Source organism: Pedobacter sp. MR22-3, from assembly GCF_026240075.1.
Lineage (GTDB): Bacteria > Bacteroidota > Bacteroidia > Sphingobacteriales > Sphingobacteriaceae > Pedobacter.
In genome coordinates, this window is sequence record NZ_JAPIVF010000007.1 from 123,324 (window position 1) to 140,377 (window position 17,054).

Genomic DNA, 17,054 nt, shown 5'->3' on the forward strand with positions numbered 1-17,054 from the left:
ATAAATCCATTTGCTGAAATTGCCTTAACCGATAAAATCGATTGAGGCAATTTTGTGTCTGATCTTACTTAAGAGAAAATTAATTCGTTGTTTCTCTTTGCCATGACGGCCCCTGAATAAACTACTGGAATAATTTATTAATGATATTTCCGCAAGGCACGAATCGCAATAAAGAGTCCGATCATAGTTAAAAATGCACTTAAGATAAAAGGTGCTCCCGGAAAATAGAGGGGAGTCCCGTCCTGAATAAAATAGACAAAGATATGGCTGGCCAGCCAAGGACCGATAATTGCTGCCAGGCTTTGCAAACTGGTGGTGATTCCCTGAATTTCGCCCTGCGCATTTTCAGGCACCTGGTTAGAAATAATACTTTGCATCGCTGGTCCGCCGATTCCGGCCAGGCAATATGGAATAATAAATAACATCATCATGGTTCCATTTTTGGCAAAAGCAAAACATACGAAACCTACTACATAAAGCATCAACCCAAAATAGATGGCTTTTCTGTTCCCGATTTTTGGAATGATAATCCGGATCAATCCACCCTGAACCAGCGCAACCATTATTCCAACCACTGCCAGCGAATAACCAATCATGGTTGGTGTCCATTGAAATTTTTCAATCACATAATATGACCAGTTTGATTGTACGGAATGACTGGCGATATAAAGGAGTAACAACGTAGCAAGCAGGCCTAAAATGGCAGGATATTTTGATGCATTGATAAATGAGCCTACAGGATTGGCACGTTTCCAAGAAAATTTTCTTCTTTTGTCTTTTGATAAAGATTCAGGCAAGATGAAATAACCATATAACCAGTTGATCAATGACAAGCCTGCCGCAACCATGAAAGGAACGCGTAAACCAAACTGACTAAGCAAACCGCCGCCTACTGATCCCAAAATAAAACCCAGGCCAAATGCCGCACCAACTAAACCAAAATTCTGTGCCTTTTTTTCAGGCGTAGAGATATCGGCAATGTAGGCCATTCCGGTTGTAAAACTCGCTCCGGTAATTCCGGCTATAATTCGTCCAATAAAAAACCAAAAAATAGATGGGGCGAAAGAGAGGAATAAATAATCGATTCCTAAACCAAACAAAGAAAAAAGCAATACAGGTCGCCTGCCATACTGATCACTCAAGCCGCCCAATATGGGAGAAAAGATGAATTGAGGTAGTGCAAAAGCCACCATTAAATAGCCGCCATAATCTGCAGCAACACTTGTACTTCCGCCGGTAAATTCTTTTATTAAATTTGGCAGCACCGGAATAATAATTCCGAATCCTGTACAATCAATCAAAAGCGTAATCATGATGAAGATCATCGCCGATTGTTTCTGCTTAGCCATAAGTTTGCGTTATATACAAAAATAGAATTTTGAAGTTAATCTTTTAAGTGTTATCATTTTAATGAGGAAAAATAAATTAAATGGCTTGTATAAAAAAAAACTTATTTAAATACGACTGTAAGAACACCAAAAAAAACTTTCATCTAAAAACCTTTAGCTACAGCCAAAACTTTTCCACAATGCCTTATTTCGGCATATTTTTGCTAAATTCGCAAGGTTATAAGAATAGCTTTTTGAAACATCGTTTTTGATAACGAGAATAATAATTTATGGCAGAAGATTTAGAAAATCAACAAAACGACAAAATCATCCAGATTAATATAGAGGAGCAGATGAAATCGGCCTACATTGACTATTCAATGTCGGTAATCGTATCAAGGGCTTTGCCTGATGTACGTGATGGATTGAAACCGGTACACCGCCGTGTTTTATATGGCATGCTTGATCTGGGCGTTACTAGTAATAAACCACATAAAAAATCTGCCCGTATTGTTGGTGAAGTGTTAGGTAAGTATCACCCACATGGTGATGCATCCGTATATTTCACCATGGTTCGTATGGCTCAGGACTGGAGTTTGCGTTACCCGATGGTTGACGGACAGGGAAACTTTGGTCATATTGATGGTGACTCACCAGCAGCAATGCGTTATACAGAGGCCCGTTTCTCTAAAATTGCAGAGGAAATGCTGGCTGACATCAATAAAGATACAGTAGATTTCCAGCTGAACTTTGATGATACCTTACAGGAGCCAACAGTATTACCTGCTAAAATCCCTAATTTACTGGTAAACGGATCTTCAGGTATTGCAGTAGGTATGGCCACGAACATGGCACCGCATAACTTAACTGAAGTAATAGATGGCGTTGTAGGCTATATTGACAATCATGATATCACGATTGAGGAGTTGATGAAGTTTGTTAAAGCCCCTGATTTTCCTACAGGCGGGATCATTTACGGCTATACCGGGGTAAAGGAAGCTTTCGAAACAGGTCGTGGACGTATCGTGATGCGTGCAAAAGCCGAAATTGAAAGCATTAAAGACCGTGAGGTGATCATCGTAACCGAGATTCCTTACCAGGTAAACAAAGCACAGATGATTGAGCGTACGGCTGAATTGGTTGGCGAGAAAAAACTGGAAGGTATTTCGAACATTAAAGATGAATCCAATAAAGATGGTATCCGGATTGTTTACGAAATTAAACGTGATGCCAATGCTTCAATCGTTTTAAATAACTTATATAAGTATACTGCACTACAAACTTCTTTCAGTGTAAACAACATTGCATTGGTAAAAGGTCGTCCGCAAATGTTAAATCTGAAAGATTTAATCGTACATTTTGTGGATCACAGACATGATGTGATTATTCGCCGTACCAAATATGAATTATCTGAGGCAGAAAAACGGGCACATATTTTAGAAGGTTATTTAATTGCTTTAGATCATTTAGATGAAGTAATTAAATTAATCCGTGCATCAGAAACTCCGGAAGAGGCTCGTTTGGGCTTGATGGAGAAATTTGGTTTAAGTGATCTTCAGGCACGTGCCATTCTGGATATGACGCTTCGTCGTTTAACAGGACTAGAGCGTGATAAAATCAAGGAAGAATATGCAGAATTAATGAAAACCATCGAGTATTTGAAATCTATCCTGGCTGATGAAGGTTTGCGGATGCAGATTATCAAAGATGAGCTGGCAGAAATTCAACAGAAATTTGGCGATGAGCGTAGAACAACGATTGTTCACTCTGCCGAAGATATGAGCATGGAAGATTTCATTGATGATGAAGAGGTAGTCATTACCATATCTCATGAAGGTTATGTAAAACGTACGCCTGCAACTGAATTCAGGGCGCAGGGTAGAGGTGGAAAAGGATCGAAAGGAAGCACATCCAGAAATGAAGATTTTATTGAACATATGCTGGTGGCCACCAACCACAATTACATGTTGTTCTTTACCGAAGCAGGTAGATGTTTCTGGCTGAGGGTTTACGAAATTCCGGAAGGTTCCAGAACCAGTAAGGGAAGGGCGATACAGAATATCATCAACATTCCGAAAGACGAGAAAATCAAGGCTTACATTAAGGTGAAAAACCTGAAGGATCAGGAATACCTGGAGAACAATTTTATTATTATGTGTACTAAAAAAGGTACCATTAAGAAAACTTCTCTTGAAGCTTATTCACGTCCGCGTGTAAATGGTATTAATGCCATCAATATTAATGACGGAGATGTATTGTTAGAAGCTTGTTTAACTAACGGACAGAGTGAAATTGTCATGGCTTTACGCTCTGGCAGAGCCATTCGTTTTAATGAAAGTACAGTTCGTCCGATGGGCAGAACAGCAACTGGTGTGCGTGGTGTAAGGCTTGCGCATGATAAAGATGAGGTTGTTGGCATGATTGCTGTAAACAATCCGGAAGTTACGGTGTTAGTAGTATCAGAAAAAGGATATGGAAAACGGACGGACATTGAAGATTACCGCGTAACCAATCGTGGTGGTAAAGGTGTAAAAACGATCAATGTTACCGAGAAAACCGGGCAATTAGTATCCATTAAAGACGTTACAGATAGCGAAGATCTGATGATCATTAACCGTTCAGGTATTGTAATCAGGATCCCTGTTTCAGCATTAAGGGTAATGGGACGTGCCACGCAAGGGGTACGATTAATCTCGCTGAAGGGTGATGATGAGATTGCATCAGTAACAAAGATCGATCATGAAGAGGATGAAGAAGAAACAGTTGATTTAGACAGCGTACTGGTTGTTGATGGTGAAGAACTGGAAGCTGACCCTGCTGCTGAAGAAACGGAAGAGGAGGAAGATGATGCCGATGAAACAACAGAAGAATAAGTTTAACTAAAATAAAAATTAGAATAAAAATTATGAAAAGAGTATTTCTAGGTATAATTTTAGCAGGAGCGGTAAGCGCTGCATTTGCTCAGAAAAGTGAGGTTAATGAAGCTAAAAAAGCATGGGGAATTTTTCAGTTAACAACACAAGGTGCAACACCTTTAGATAAAAAACTAGAATCAATTAAAACCGGTCTAGCCCATACAGATAAAGCCATTGCAGATGAAAAGTCTAAAGTAATGCCTGAAGCCTGGACATATCGTGCATTATTTGCTTCTTCAGCTGCCATTTTAGATACCGTGAATGCAGCTAATGCAGACGCGAATTTAAAAATCGCTCAGGATGCATTGGTAGAAGCTAAAAAGCTGGATACCAAAGGCTCAGAAAAAGAAAACATTACACTTGCAGAAACCAATGTGTCCAATGCGGTAAGAAATGCCGGTGTATTGGCATATAATAAAAAAGATTATAAAACGGCTTATGCTAAATTTGTTCAGGCTACTGTAATCAATCCTGCAGATACTTCTATGTACCTGAATGCGGGAATTGCTGCAAGAAATGTGGAAGATTATCCAGGCATGATTCAACAGTTTAAAAAGGTGATCTCTTTAAACTCTCCACAATCTAAAGATTTGTACAATGAATTGGTTGATGTCACGTTAAGAAAACAAAAGGATACTACCGCTGCGCTGGCTTTAATTGCTGAAGCAGTAGCCAAATATCCTGATAATGCTGATTTGATCAAAACCGAAACACAGATTTATATCGACAGGGGAGATGTAGCGAAATCTGAGCAGATGTTAAATACTTTAGCCACAAAAGAACCAAATAATGCCAGCTATCAGGTGTTATTGGGAAATATTTATTTCTCTCAAGCATTGAAACTTCAGGCAGACCGGAATAAAATTGACCAGAAGAAGGTGAAAGAATTTAATGAAATCACCACCAAAATGAATGGCTTACTGGATAAATCATTGCCATTTTATAAAAAGGCCTTGGAAATCGATCCGAAAAATGCCGGTGCTTTAGAAACGTTAAAAACCATTTATGCGTTTAGAAACGATACTAAAAACTATAATGATGTAAAGGCAAAATTAGATGCCTTGCCAAAGCAATAGTTGAAAGCTAAAATTTAAAAAATAGTCCTGATTTAAGTCAGGACTATTTTTTTTTGCTTAATTTTACCGAACTAGCATTTTTTATACCTATCAATATTTGATTACTATGCATAATGGTTTTAAGCTATTCACAGCAATTCTAGTTTCCGCCTCACTACATTCTTTTGCCCAGAAAAGTCAGATTCTCATTGCCCGAAATTCGGTTGGGAAACTTCAGGCTTCCATAGCCAATAAGGATGATGAGAAGAAACAACTTTCCATTGTTGCGGAAGGCTTAAAAGCTATTGAATCTGCAGAAAAGGATAATAAAACAAAAAACTGGGCAGAAACCTGGTCACTGAAATCATACCTGACATCTTATGCCGCAATTATTGATACCGATGCTGCCAATTCAGATAAATTTTACGAAGCCGCAAATGCTGCCATTAAACAGGCCAGAGGTTTAGATAAATATGAAGATAATTCTGGTCTGATTAAGGCTTCCAACCACAATATCCTGATCAAAAAACAGGAGCTGGGCAATGCTTCTTATTTTAATAATGATTTTAAGGAAGCTTATGATGATTTAAAAGAGGTTAGCGACAGTTTTCCTGCGGATACTACCTTGGCCTTAAATACAGCCATTTGTGCACTGAATATTCAAAATTATGATGAGGCGATTAACTATTTTAAAAGGGCTAAGGATAACGGCATTCGCAATGCATCAATGTTTCAAAAGCTGGCTCAGTTATATGCATCAAAATACGACAATGAAACAGCCATTAAAACCCTTGAAGAGGGGTTATTGAAAAATCCGTTTCATCATAATCTGACCAATGAGTATATCAATTTGCTTTTAGATACAGAAAATTACGCCAAAGCAACCAGTTTGATTGAAGGCAACCTTAAAGTTGAAAAGGCGAACAAACTGCTTTATTTCTTATATGGATACCTACAACAGGCCGGTGGAAATAATTCGACTGCAATCCTGGCTTATGACAAAGCGCTGGCTACAGATCAAAATTACTTTGATGCTTTGTATCAGTTAAGCCTGGCATATATCAATACGGCAAATGAAACTTTGAAAAAAAGTGACCCTGAAAAAGCAGCTAAGTATAATTCATTAATCAACCGTGCACAGTTTGCTTTGCAGCGGGCAAATGAAATTAATCCCAACGATAAAAAAACGGTTCAGCTATTGGCAGATATCTATTCCCGGAAAAAAGATACGGACAAAGTACAGGAACTAAACCGCAAACTTCAGGAATTATAATAGGACTCAAAACGCAACAAAGGAGGAAGCCTTTAAATATTAACTTAACATAATATTAATTATGAGACTAATATTATTACTTATTAGTTTGTCTGTTCGAACATCATCACTTCTTTAAACTAAACATACTTCAAGGTCTTTTATTAATACTTTAATAATCCTGGATTAATAGATAAAAAGATTTTTTTTATGATCTTTATGATAAACTAAAACCATTTATTATGAAAAAGATCATTTCAATCTGCATGCTGGTATTATGTATGGTTTCCTTAACCACTTACGCTACAACAGAAGTACCAAAACCAGTTAGCACTACTAAAGCTAAACTAACCACTTACAACATCCGTTTAGGCTACAGAAATCTTGATGGCAGCTTAACCACTTCAGTATCCACAGAATCGCCAGGATTTACTGCTTATAACCAGGAAAGTGGTGATGAGTATTATGGTGAAAATGGACCTTCTTCATTCGGAACATTTTTACCTTATCAATTGCCGGGAATAATGACTGGTTTACCTGAGGGAACCTATGAGTTCTCAGCTGAACGTGGCCAAGGAAACTGGACGGGTTATGGATCTGTCACCGTAACCTTATCTCCGGAAATGATTGGTGCCGATGGTTATGTAACCGTTTATGTTCCAATTGCCTGGGTAGAATAAAATTCCGTAATTAGTTTATCACTGAGCAGTCTTAATATTTAAAGCTGCTCAGTGATAAACATTCCGAAACTTTCCGTACGCAATCTTAGCAGATTTGTACAACCAAATACTTCATTTTTTGTTGTGCTAACATGTATGATCATTTCACCTTTCCTGAAGCTGATGCTTTACAGATAGCCTTATCCAGGCAACTTATTTTTAAACCTCTTCAAGCCATTCATACCATTGCGGGTGCTGATATTTCTTTTGATAAAGGCAGTTCAACCATGTATGCCGGAATAGTCATTTTAAGTTTCCCGGGAATGGTGATTCAATCATACGCACTCGAAACCTATGAAACTACTTTTCCTTATCAACCTGGATATTTGGGTTTTAAAGAAGTACCTGCGCTCTTAAAAGTATGGGATTTGATTCCGGTAAAACCTGATGTTGTGGTGCTTGATGGTAATGGCATTCTGCATCCCAGGCGAATGGGTGTTGCCTCGCATTTTGGCGTGATGACCAGTCAACCCACCATTGGCTGTGCCAAGAGTATTTTATATGGCGACAACCATTTACCGGAAAGATCTAAGTTCAGTACGGCAGAAATTAAAAGTCATGGTGAATTATTGGGCTATGCTTTAAGAACCAAAGACAATAACAAACCGGTTTATATCTCTGCAGGGCATTTAATTACCAATGAACAGGCTTTGGCCGTAATTAAAAAATGTATTGGAAATTACAGAATACCAGAACCAACCCGGTTGATTCATGATATTGTAAACGATTTCAGGACAGGTAAATTAAAGGCTGGCTATCATATTCAACACCAGCCCCTTACCCTGTTTTAAATCCAGTTGATGCCTTTTTTGAGCAACTGTAAAGTTTGATACTCTTCAGAGCCAGCTTCTGGCTGAATATTATATCCCCAATTGGCCTGTGGTGGTAAACTCATTAAAATCGATTCAATTCTGCCATTGGTTTCTAAACCAAATTTAGTTCCTGAATCATACACCAGGTTAAATTCCACATACCGGCTTCTTCGTTGATACTGCCATTCCTTTTGAATATCCGTAAATTCCTTATCACGGTTCCGTTCCAGCAACTCGGTATAGATAGGTAGAAAAGTTTCACCAATATTGGCAGAGAAATCTAAAATACCATTCCAGGATAAGTTTGTATTTTCGGGCTTTAGTCTATCGTAAAAAATGCCACCAATACCGCGTGTTTCTTCCCGGTGTTTGATAAAAAAATAATTGTCGGCCTGTTCTTTAAATTTTGGATAAAACTCAGGATTAAATTCATCACAGGCATTTTTCAATTTATGATGGAAAAACCGTGCATCATTTTCAAACACATAATGAGGTGTCAAATCTATTCCGCCACCAAACCAGCGGGTTTCTTCATTGAGTTCAAAATAACGGATATTCATATGGATAATGGGAACCAGCGGATGATTGGGATGAATCACAATGGAAACTCCTGTGGCAAAAAAATCATCTTCCGTTACTTTAAAAGCCTTTTTTATCGGTTCAGGTAATTTGCCGTGAACAGCCGAAAAGTTTACGCCACCTTTTTCAATGATAGAGCCATTTTGCATGATCCGGGTACGGCCACCTCCCCCACCATTTCGCTCCCATAATTCCTCTTCAAATTTTCCTTTGCCATCTGCCATCTCTAATCCTTTGCAAATTTCATCCTGAATCTGCCTATAACGCGATGCTACCTCTTCTTTAAATATCATGATCGTATTTACCTTTACTACAAACTTAAGGCTATTCAGTCAGTGATATTGATTTATCTGCAGATAGTACATTTTATTGACACAGTTATTCTTCCAGGTAATTCAAATCTTTGTCAAAGCTTTCTTTCAGAGATGCGACCGAAATCATCGCAACAATAGTAACTATTCCCATGACGATAAATCCTGCCGTCACAATACTGTATTGATGAACAAAAAACTCAAAAATCAAGGTAATGGGTATTAAAGCACCACGTACAAAATTGGGTGCGGTAGTGGTTACGGTAGAACGGATATTGGTACCAAACTGCTCAGCAGCAATGGTGACGAAAGTAGCCCAGTAACCCACCGCAAAGCCCATAACCAGACAAATGAGAATGAAGCTGCTTTCTGTTAGATTATTGCTGGTGAGGTAAATTAGAACAGCAACCACAGATAAGCTTTGAAAAATAAGCACTGTTTTTTTGCGTGATCTGAGCATCTGAGCCAGGAAACCACACACCACATCCCCTATGGCAATCCCAAAATAAGTATACATAATGCCCGTACCTGCATTCAGCACTTCTTTAGCCCCCAATGCCTTACCAATTTCTGGTGATTGTGTCACAAGGATCCCCACAATAAACCAAAGCGGTAAACCCAGGCAGATACAGGCCAGGTATTTCAGAAACCTTTTCCGGTTTGAAAACAACATGAAGAAATTTCCCTTTGAGACATGTGCAGATTGCTCTGCATGTTTAAACATTCCTGATTCAAATGTTCCGACACGAAGAAGCAGCAGTAATAAACCCATACCACCACCCACGAAATAAGAAGTTTGCCAGGTAAAGTGCTTACCAATAGTAGCGGCAGCGGCAGCCCCTAATAAGCCAATTCCGGCAACCACCATGGTGCCATATCCACGCTTTTCCTTATCCATGGTTTCAGTAACCAAAGTAATCCCGGCACCCAGTTCACCTGCCAGGCCAATACCTGCAACAAATCTGATCATGGCGTAGGTGTGCACATCTGTGGCAAAACCATTCGCAATGTTGGCCAGAGAATACATCAAGATGGAACCAAATAACACTTTAATCCGGCCAAATTTATCTCCGATAATGCCCCACAATAATCCACCGAGAAGCAAACCAAACATCTGCATATTGATGACATACTCGCCATCAGTTCGCATATGTTCTGGTGAAACACCAATATCTGAAAAGCTTTTTAGCCTGACTACTGAAAATAAAACGAGATCATAGATATCAACAAAATAACCCAGGGCGGCTACTATAACCAGGAAGATAACATTTCGGTTGTTTGATTTGGTTTGGGAATCCATTTAGCTATTTGGTTTAATTGCTGAAAGTACAAATTAGGCCAAATAAAAAAAACAGAAATTAAAAATAAAAGCCATCCGGTTTGGGATGGCTTTTATCTCTCCTACATTGGAGGTGTTTTTGATGTTGTATCCGGTGGTGTTGTTTTTGAAGTATCCGGAGGTGTAGTTGTTTTTGTTGTATCCATTGGAGTCGTTGTAGTTGAATCCATCTTTGTACTGTCTGAAGAACCAGCCATGTTTTTAGACGAATTGCATGCTGAAGTGGCAATCATGATCGTACCAGCAAAAGCAAGACTTAAGATTATTTTTTTCATAGTTTCTTATTGTTATCTGTAATCTCTAACAATGATGTTACCATTTGGTTTTATTTTTTGGCTCAAAATAGTTATATTTTTTTTCAAAAAACTGTATATCAATATATTAAATCAATTAAAATCTCGATTTTTTGAGTGTAAAACATACACTAATACATTTATTTTTATCGTAAAACGGTATCTAAAACAAGATTGTTACCTTCAAAATTACCTTCAAGGCAATAATTATTTTACTGATATTAAAATTGCTCCTGTCTGATGAATGCTGTTAAAATAAATAATTACAGCTGTTTAATCAAGCAAATAAAATATGACTAAAACATCACCTGAAAACTTTAAAAGGTGATAAAACTTTCTGATATTAGTGATATATGATAATTTCTCCAAACACCCTTAAATGGGTAATGCGCCTTTATCCACCATTGTTCTTTCAACGCATTTGGGTTCAGAAATTCGGAGATGACTTTAGAAGCTGTACGGTAAAAATTAATAAGAGTTTTCTGAATAAAAACTATAATGGCTCTATTTTTGGCGGAACCATTTACGCTGCTACAGATCCTTTTTACGCCTTGTTATTTGATCAGCTGATGCAACGCAAAGGATTTAAAGTCAGGGTATGGTTAAAAAGCGCCTCCATCCACTACCTGAAACCTGGCCGATCTCACTTATATTTCACCATTGAAATTACCGATGATATGCTTGCCGAAGCAGAACAGGCTTTAAGAACAGCAGGTAAGTTTGTAAAAGCCTACCCGATGGAAATTACCAATAAAAAAGGTGAGTTATGTGCCACCGTAATGAATGAAGTTTATATCCGAAACCTGCATCAGGGCGAATGGCCTACCGTTGCTTATTAATTGATGATATGCCGAGCATTAAAAGTTTGATTTTTCAGGGTGAGGGCGTTCAGCTCGACTTTAAAAAAACCATTACCAATACAGAAAAAATTGCAAAAAGCCTGGTTGCATTTGCAAACAACAGAGGGGGGCAACTTCTTATTGGTGTAGCCGATGATGGTCGCATTAAAGGAGTAAAGTCAGAAGAAGAGGAAAAATATATGATCTTAACTGCTGCACACCAGTTGTGTAAACCGGCAATAGAGCCCTCCTTTGAAGAAATCTATGTGGATGATAAGCTGGTTCTGGTGGTAAACATCCCCGAAAGCGATACCAAACCTCATTATGCTCTCGATGACCAGAAAAAGTGGTGGGCCTACATCCGCATTGATGATAAAAGTGTACTCGCCAGCAAGATCATTGTGGAGGTTTTAAAGAATAGCCATAAAGACAAGGGGGTGCTGATCTCCTATTCAGATAATGAAAAAAAACTGCTGGAATACTTGGACCGCAAAGAAAGAATTACCCTCAAAGAACTGAGTAAATTATTACGTTGTTCTTACCGGAAGGCACAAAAAATACTTGTCGACCTGATTATTACGAACGTGATTAAGATCCATACGACTGAAAAAGAAGAGTATTTTACGGCGGTGAAATCAGTGTAGTTTTGAACAGTTAATCTATCTCCGTCATTGCTGAGGTGGCTTTTTCAGCCAACTCAGCAATCTGTTTTCATGATAAAGATTGCTTCACGCCATCGCTCAGCCCTAAACTTCGGTTCGCCATGATGGTTTACGATGAATCGTTATTGCTTTTGAAGACTCACCTGAATTAAAATTTATTTTACCTGCTTTGATTGAGATTTAAAAACCCGACCTTTGCGAACGATGTTTTCTAAAATCTACGCCAAATACAAGCCATATTATAAAGAAAATCTGCTTTTAGCCCTGCCAATTGTGGGTTCACAAGTCGGACATACTTTGGTTCATATGGCTGATAGTGTAATTGTTGGTCATTTTACAGATACCACTCAGCTGGCATCCGTTTCATTGGTGAATAGTATTTTTATATTGATCATGGTAATTGGGTTAGGGATTTCCTATGGTTTAACGCCTTTAATTGCGCAGGAAAACGGCCGGCAAAATCATGAAGAATGTGGGAAGCTATTATCCAACAGTTTAATTATTAATATTGTTATAGGTATTTTCCTGTATGCTTTGGTTCATTTTGGTGTGTTATTGGTCATTGACCACTTAGACCAAACGCCTGCCGTTGTGGCCTATGCTAAACCTTATTTAGGCTTACTTTCAGCATCTATTGTACCTTTGCTGGTCTTTCAGACTTTTAAACAATTTGCAGAAGGTTTGGGATTTACCAAGCAGGCCATGTTTGTCTCCATTTGGGGAAACCTGTTAAATATTACCCTCGGAATCATTTTTGTAAAAGGCATGTTCGGCATTAAACCAATGGGTGTAAGTGGCGTTGGCTTAAGTACTTTAATTGACAGAAGTTTAATGGCTACAGTTATGGCTATTTATGTTTTAAGGTCAAAGCATTTTAAAAAATACCTGGTTAGCTTTAAAGCCACTTTCATTGATAAAATCAGAGCCGGAAAAATCATAAAAATCGGTGCGCCGGTGGCGATGCAATATTCTTTCGAAATCAGTGCATTCAGTGGTGCAGCTATTCTGATTGGTACCATCGGTGCCGTAGAACAGGCTGCACACCAGATTGCCATTGGTTTGGCCGCAATGACTTATATGATGGCCAGCGGGATAGCTTCTGCAGCCACCATTAAAACCGGAAACAACTTTGGTAAAAACAACTTTGCTGATTTACGTAAATCAGCCATAGCCAGTTATCATGTGATCCTACTTTTCATGTCATGCACCGCCATTATCTTTATGCTGGCCAACAACCTGATGCCTTTTATTTATACTAGTGATTTAAAAGTAGTGGCTATTGCCTCGCAATTACTGATCATTGCAGGCTTTTTTCAGCTGTTTGATGGTACGCAGGTAGTAGGCTTAGGTGTCCTGCGGGGAATTGGTGACGTCAATATGCCAACCTTCATTACTTTTCTGGCCTATTGGGTAGTGGGAATACCTGTGGGTTACCTCTTAGGCTTCTACTTTGGCTTAGGCGTAAATGGCATCTGGTACGGATTAACGTTAGGTTTATTAACAGCTTCTATCCTATTGTTCTTAAGATTTCAGAATAAAACCAAATCTCTGAGCATGAAACCAGAACCTTTCTCATCATAAGGATCATATTTAGATCAGCCGCCAGTTCAGGTTAGGCAGCTGATCTGTAAGATGTTTAGTATTATTTTCCACCTACATTCACCACGACACCAATAGTGAAGATAGAATTACCGGCCGACATGTATTTACGGCTTTTCAAGCCGATATTACTGCTGGTGGTATATTGAAGCTGAACCACCTTACTCAGTGCCATCCTGGTAAAAAAAATCGGTTCAAAGAAAATGTTATCTTCCTTAGGCTGCACCACACCATTCAGAAAAAAACGATCCATTCTCACATGGCTTATGCGCAATGCTGTTCCATAGTTAATGGGGAAATCTGTACCGAATAAGCGGAGATTATTCTTCTTTTTTGAACTATAATTGACCTGCAAAAAGGATTTTCTGTAATCAACCTCCTGCAGTTCACTGCTGATCAGTATATCGTTTTTATAATCCCTGTAGGTGATATCACTCCAGCCCTTTCCTACGCCACCATAAATTTCAATGATCCTGTTGTTGTCTGGCCCAAAAGTATCATAATAACCACCGCCAATTTCAATAAGCTTATGGCCAAAATCTTTGCTCCGGCGATCGTTGTTCATGGCAGAACCGCTAAAAAGTACCCCAATATGATTGGATACTGCATAGGCCCCGTTGATGCTGGCATTTCCTTTTAAGGAGATATGTCCGCCGCCACTAAATTCACCCTGTTTACTTAACATCGGGGTATTGGGCACATTCGGCATGTAGACAGAAGAACAACTGGCAGCAAAAAGCGCCAGTATTGGAAGGATAAAACGTAAATATGTAAGCATAGATCTTTTAATAAACAGATTTTTCAGGCAAAAATTGTGTTAAAGGTGAATATTCATAAAGTCCATTACCCTTTTAAATTCGTCGTGCAGTGCTGCTTTTAAGTGAATGGATTCGGAAGTAACGGGATGTGTAAATGTTAATTCTGATGCATGAAGAAGCATGGTGGACATATTCCACTGTTCCAGGAAAAATTTATTTTGTTTGTTACACCCATGGGTACGGTCGCCGATAATGGGGTGCAATATGTGACTGAAATGCCTTCTTAACTGATGCATTCTGCCGGTTTTAGGTGTTGCTTCCACCAGGGAATACCTGGAAGTGGCATGTTTTCCGAAAGGAACATTTACTTCAGCATGCTGCAAGGTTTTAAAAGAAGTAAAGGCATCCTGCATCGTTCCGTTTTCCTTCGCAAGTGGATAGTCAATATCCATGCTTTCTGGTGCAAAACCCCGCAGGATAGCCAGATATTTTTTAATCGTTTTTGTATTCATAAACTGCTGATGCATAGCAGTTTCAGTATTCTTATCAAAAGCAAACAATAAGATTCCGCTAGTTTTTCGGTCTAAACGATGCACCGGACTCACATGCCTGCCTACCTGGTCGCGAAGCATTTGTAAAGCAAATTCCGTAGCATCTCTGGCAATTGATGATTGGTGAACAAGCAAACCGTGTGGCTTGTTAATGGCAATTAAATGATCGTTTTCGTAAATAATCTCCAGCATATGGCCGCGAAGATAAATGATCTGGCGCGGATAATACAGCCCTGAAGAAGATTATCTTCCAAACTTGACAAATTTTTAGGGCTTTCCTTAGTGGTAAAGATCGAAAGCAACTTTGTATGTATTGCAATGTGCATCAACAATATCCCGGATAGCAGTAGAATATCCCCCGCCCATGCTGATTTGTAAAGGCAATCCCTTAGTTTTACAAGCCTGAATGACCATCCGATCCCTTTCTTTACAAGCCGCCTTGCTCAGTGAAATTTTGCCCAGCTTATCGGTTGATAATACATCTACCCCCGACAGGTAAAAAACAAAATCCGGCTTAGCCTGGTCAAAGGCTATTTGAAGGTGATTACGCAATAAATCTAAATATTCTTCATCTTCCACACCATCATCAAGCGGAACATCCAGATCAGACTGTTCTTTCCTGAAGGGGAAATTTTTATCACCATGCATGGAAAAAGTAAACACCCTGCTCTCTTTGCTAAAAATTTCTGCGGTGCCATTTCCCTGGTGTACATCTAAATCGATAATTAAGATACTTTTACTTAAATTATTATTCAATAGGTAATTAGCCGCTATAGCCTGATCATTTAATAAGCAAAATCCTTCACCCCAATTACTACCAGAATGATGAGTGCCACCTGCTACGTTAAAAGCAATTCCATTATGCATGGCATATCTGGCACCATCAATGGTACCTTGGGTAATCCTCAGTTCTCGTGCTAATAATTGTGCATTTAGCGGAAAACCTATTCTTCTCTGTTCTTTTGCAGGTAGCGTCAGGTCTCGGAGCTGCATCCAGTAGTCAGGATGATGGGTCCATAACACAATCTCTTCACTTACAGATTCTGGTTCAAAAAGATTCGCCGGGGTAATAATTCCTTCATGCAACAGTTGTTCCGGAATTAATTCATATTTCAACATCGGAAAACGGTGTCCTTCGGGTAAGGGATGTGCGTATAGATGATGATAAGCTATTTTGATCATCAGCTTAAAATCTCCTCTACATGTTTTTCAATGTTATTGCAGATGGTATCAACAGGTAAATCATTGGCATCTAAACCAAACGGATCTTCTATCTCTTCAGCTATGAGCTCTAAACTTGCTAATACATAGAGGATAAAGGGAACAATAAGTACCAGATAATAACCCAAACTAAACACCCAGCCAATGGGAATCGTCAGCACATAAATAAAGATAAATTTTTTGATGAAGGCACTGTATGAGAAAGGAATTGGTGTATTTTTGATCCTTTCACAGCCTCCGCAGATATCAGTAAACTGATTTACATCCTGGGTTAAAACAATCAATTGTTCCTGAGAGATCAGCCCTTCACGCACTAAATCATAAAGGCGGGTGATTAAACTGCTGGCAATCTGATTGGGAATATGCTGTCCGTCTTTTACTTCTATCAGAAAACTGTTTTTTCCAAAATATTTCTTCTCGCGGAGGTGTTCTTTCATGGCGAAGGCATATTTTGGGATGCCGTATTCAAAGAAACGTAAATGTTCATCCGGTAATTTCAATGCCTTAATTTTCATGGCAAAATTCCGGCTCACGTTAGTTAGTGTGCCCAGTAGTTTTCTGCCATCCCACCAGCGATCATAAGCGGTATTGGTGCGAAATACCAGCAACATAGAAATCACAAAGCCCAGCAGGCTATGCATCATACCAATATTGCTCACGTAGTCGCTTTTTGACAGTTTAAAAACGTTCAGTTCCAGGAATGCAATACCTGCAGAAACCATTGAAACACAAATCATCAGCGGCCAAAGCTTAATAAGTGTATCGCCTTTATGGAAATGAAATATAAAGGTAAACCAGTCTTTTGGATTGTAATTGATCAT

General features: G+C 38.9%; 16 protein-coding genes. 8 read left to right on the forward strand and 8 right to left on the reverse strand.

Going from position 1 to position 17,054, the window contains the following annotated elements:
• Positions 1–137: 137 nt before the first annotated feature.
• Positions 138–1,349 carry a TCR/Tet family MFS transporter gene (locus OQ267_RS18485; protein WP_265818072.1) on the reverse strand — a complete coding sequence of 404 codons (1,212 nt, stop codon included), beginning with the start codon at positions 1,347–1,349 and terminating at the stop codon, positions 138–140.
• A 269-nt stretch (positions 1,350–1,618) separates the two neighbouring features.
• Here OQ267_RS18485 and gyrA point away from each other — a divergent pair, with 269 nt between their 5' ends.
• From gyrA to OQ267_RS18510, 5 genes are all read left to right on the forward strand, one after another.
• Positions 1,619–4,201: a DNA gyrase subunit A gene (gene gyrA, locus OQ267_RS18490; protein ID WP_265837388.1), complete on the forward strand. Its 2,583-nt coding sequence runs from the start codon at positions 1,619–1,621 to the stop codon at positions 4,199–4,201.
• A gap of 32 nt (positions 4,202–4,233) precedes the next feature.
• Positions 4,234–5,319 carry a tetratricopeptide repeat protein gene (locus OQ267_RS18495; protein ID WP_088301713.1) on the forward strand — a complete coding sequence of 362 codons (1,086 nt, stop codon included), beginning with the start codon at positions 4,234–4,236 and terminating at the stop codon, positions 5,317–5,319.
• 106 nt (positions 5,320–5,425) lie between these two features.
• Positions 5,426–6,571 carry a tetratricopeptide repeat protein gene (locus OQ267_RS18500; RefSeq protein WP_088301714.1) on the forward strand — a complete coding sequence of 382 codons (1,146 nt, stop codon included), beginning with the start codon at positions 5,426–5,428 and terminating at the stop codon, positions 6,569–6,571.
• A gap of 221 nt (positions 6,572–6,792) precedes the next feature.
• Entirely contained in the window at positions 6,793–7,230 is a 438-nt protein-coding gene (locus OQ267_RS18505; RefSeq protein ID WP_265837390.1) for a hypothetical protein, read from the forward strand.
• Between the two features lie 131 nt (positions 7,231–7,361).
• On the forward strand, positions 7,362–8,060 hold the full coding sequence (locus tag OQ267_RS18510) for an endonuclease V (protein WP_088301723.1): 699 nt from the start codon (positions 7,362–7,364) through the stop codon (positions 8,058–8,060).
• Here OQ267_RS18510 and hemF read toward each other — a convergent pair.
• From hemF to OQ267_RS18525, 3 genes are all read right to left on the reverse strand, one after another.
• Positions 8,057–8,953: an oxygen-dependent coproporphyrinogen oxidase gene (gene hemF, locus OQ267_RS18515; protein WP_088301724.1), complete on the reverse strand. Its 897-nt coding sequence runs from the start codon at positions 8,951–8,953 to the stop codon at positions 8,057–8,059. The two genes, OQ267_RS18510 and hemF, sit on opposite strands and share 4 nt — an antisense overlap.
• 85 nt (positions 8,954–9,038) lie before the next feature.
• Complete coding sequence (locus OQ267_RS18520) at positions 9,039–10,271, reverse strand: MFS transporter (protein ID WP_265837392.1); 1,233 nt, start codon at positions 10,269–10,271, stop codon at positions 9,039–9,041.
• A 101-nt stretch (positions 10,272–10,372) separates the two neighbouring features.
• Positions 10,373–10,585 (reverse strand): coproporphyrinogen III oxidase, encoded by a 213-nt coding sequence (locus tag OQ267_RS18525; RefSeq protein WP_265837394.1) that lies wholly within the window; start codon positions 10,583–10,585, stop codon positions 10,373–10,375.
• Positions 10,586–10,956: 371 nt separating this feature from the next.
• Between OQ267_RS18525 and OQ267_RS18530 the strand changes: the two genes are divergently transcribed.
• The 3 genes from OQ267_RS18530 to OQ267_RS18540 all read left to right on the forward strand — a co-directional run bounded on the left by OQ267_RS18530 (position 10,957) and on the right by OQ267_RS18540 (position 13,685).
• Positions 10,957–11,442 carry a PaaI family thioesterase gene (locus OQ267_RS18530; protein ID WP_265818078.1) on the forward strand — a complete coding sequence of 162 codons (486 nt, stop codon included), beginning with the start codon at positions 10,957–10,959 and terminating at the stop codon, positions 11,440–11,442.
• Positions 11,443–11,450: 8 nt separating this feature from the next.
• Positions 11,451–12,086: a helix-turn-helix domain-containing protein gene (locus OQ267_RS18535; protein WP_265818079.1), complete on the forward strand. Its 636-nt coding sequence runs from the start codon at positions 11,451–11,453 to the stop codon at positions 12,084–12,086.
• A 222-nt stretch (positions 12,087–12,308) separates the two neighbouring features.
• Complete coding sequence (locus OQ267_RS18540) at positions 12,309–13,685, forward strand: MATE family efflux transporter (RefSeq protein ID WP_265837590.1); 1,377 nt, start codon at positions 12,309–12,311, stop codon at positions 13,683–13,685.
• Between the two features lie 61 nt (positions 13,686–13,746).
• Here OQ267_RS18540 and OQ267_RS18545 read toward each other — a convergent pair whose 3' ends face one another.
• The 4 genes from OQ267_RS18545 to OQ267_RS18560 all read right to left on the reverse strand — a co-directional run bounded on the left by OQ267_RS18545 (position 13,747) and on the right by OQ267_RS18560 (position 17,054).
• Positions 13,747–14,481: a hypothetical protein gene (locus OQ267_RS18545; protein ID WP_265837395.1), complete on the reverse strand. Its 735-nt coding sequence runs from the start codon at positions 14,479–14,481 to the stop codon at positions 13,747–13,749.
• A 39-nt stretch (positions 14,482–14,520) separates the two neighbouring features.
• Positions 14,521–15,204 (reverse strand): pseudouridine synthase, encoded by a 684-nt coding sequence (locus OQ267_RS18550; RefSeq protein ID WP_265837396.1) that lies wholly within the window; start codon positions 15,202–15,204, stop codon positions 14,521–14,523.
• Between the two features lie 87 nt (positions 15,205–15,291).
• Positions 15,292–16,194 carry a histone deacetylase gene (locus tag OQ267_RS18555; protein WP_265837398.1) on the reverse strand — a complete coding sequence of 301 codons (903 nt, stop codon included), beginning with the start codon at positions 16,192–16,194 and terminating at the stop codon, positions 15,292–15,294.
• Positions 16,194–17,054, reverse strand: coding sequence for a bestrophin family protein (locus OQ267_RS18560; protein WP_265837400.1), 861 nt, complete (start codon positions 17,052–17,054; stop codon positions 16,194–16,196). The genes OQ267_RS18555 and OQ267_RS18560 overlap by 1 nt, the downstream gene beginning before the upstream one ends.

Coding starts and splice junctions, on each gene's coding strand:
- OQ267_RS18485 (WP_265818072.1), bottom strand. CDS start 1,349: ATGGCTAAGCAGAAACAATCGGCGATGATCTTCATCATGATTACGCTT.
- gyrA (WP_265837388.1), top strand. CDS start 1,619: ATGGCAGAAGATTTAGAAAATCAACAAAACGACAAAATCATCCAGATT.
- OQ267_RS18495 (WP_088301713.1), top strand. CDS start 4,234: ATGAAAAGAGTATTTCTAGGTATAATTTTAGCAGGAGCGGTAAGCGCT.
- OQ267_RS18500 (WP_088301714.1), top strand. CDS start 5,426: ATGCATAATGGTTTTAAGCTATTCACAGCAATTCTAGTTTCCGCCTCA.
- OQ267_RS18505 (WP_265837390.1), top strand. CDS start 6,793: ATGAAAAAGATCATTTCAATCTGCATGCTGGTATTATGTATGGTTTCC.
- OQ267_RS18510 (WP_088301723.1), top strand. CDS start 7,362: ATGTATGATCATTTCACCTTTCCTGAAGCTGATGCTTTACAGATAGCC.
- hemF (WP_088301724.1), bottom strand. CDS start 8,953: ATGATATTTAAAGAAGAGGTAGCATCGCGTTATAGGCAGATTCAGGAT.
- OQ267_RS18520 (WP_265837392.1), bottom strand. CDS start 10,271: ATGGATTCCCAAACCAAATCAAACAACCGAAATGTTATCTTCCTGGTT.
- OQ267_RS18525 (WP_265837394.1), bottom strand. CDS start 10,585: ATGAAAAAAATAATCTTAAGTCTTGCTTTTGCTGGTACGATCATGATT.
- OQ267_RS18530 (WP_265818078.1), top strand. CDS start 10,957: ATGATAATTTCTCCAAACACCCTTAAATGGGTAATGCGCCTTTATCCA.
- OQ267_RS18535 (WP_265818079.1), top strand. CDS start 11,451: ATGCCGAGCATTAAAAGTTTGATTTTTCAGGGTGAGGGCGTTCAGCTC.
- OQ267_RS18540 (WP_265837590.1), top strand. CDS start 12,309: ATGTTTTCTAAAATCTACGCCAAATACAAGCCATATTATAAAGAAAAT.
- OQ267_RS18545 (WP_265837395.1), bottom strand. CDS start 14,481: ATGCTTACATATTTACGTTTTATCCTTCCAATACTGGCGCTTTTTGCT.
- OQ267_RS18550 (WP_265837396.1), bottom strand. CDS start 15,204: ATGCTGGAGATTATTTACGAAAACGATCATTTAATTGCCATTAACAAG.
- OQ267_RS18555 (WP_265837398.1), bottom strand. CDS start 16,194: ATGATCAAAATAGCTTATCATCATCTATACGCACATCCCTTACCCGAA.
- OQ267_RS18560 (WP_265837400.1), bottom strand. CDS start 17,054: ATGATCAATTACAATCCAAAAGACTGGTTTACCTTTATATTTCATTTC.